1 protein-coding gene is annotated in these 296 nt (G+C 65.5%); it reads right to left on the reverse strand.

The features are described from left to right. Window positions 1–46 precede the first annotated feature (46 nt). Window positions 47–296: hypothetical protein (locus NE591_RS14815; protein ID WP_256157053.1), on the reverse strand; the 250-nt coding region annotated here is incomplete at its 5' end.

Raw genomic sequence — 296 nt, forward strand, 5'->3', positions numbered from 1 at the left:
AGTCTCCTATCTGGCCCGAAGGCGGGGTTGAATACCGCAGCGTCGCCTAAGGCCGCGGCTTAATCGGCTGCACCGGCGGCGCGTCCGAAGCGCCTGCCTGCGCGTACTTCTTTTCCAAATCCGCCAGCTCGGCGTCGGCGAGCGACTCCAGCGGCGTGTTCAGAATCTCCTGCATGCGCTCTGCCTCGCGCTGCTGCGCCAGACGGCGGTTGCGCACGATGAGGATCACGACGACGGCCACTATTATCACTGCCGCGCATACCGCGATGATCGGCAGCGGCGAAGGCGTCACCGTC

The organism is Adlercreutzia sp. DFI.6.23, from assembly GCF_024462535.1.
In the GTDB taxonomy this organism is placed as follows: domain Bacteria; phylum Actinomycetota; class Coriobacteriia; order Coriobacteriales; family Eggerthellaceae; genus Adlercreutzia; species Adlercreutzia rubneri.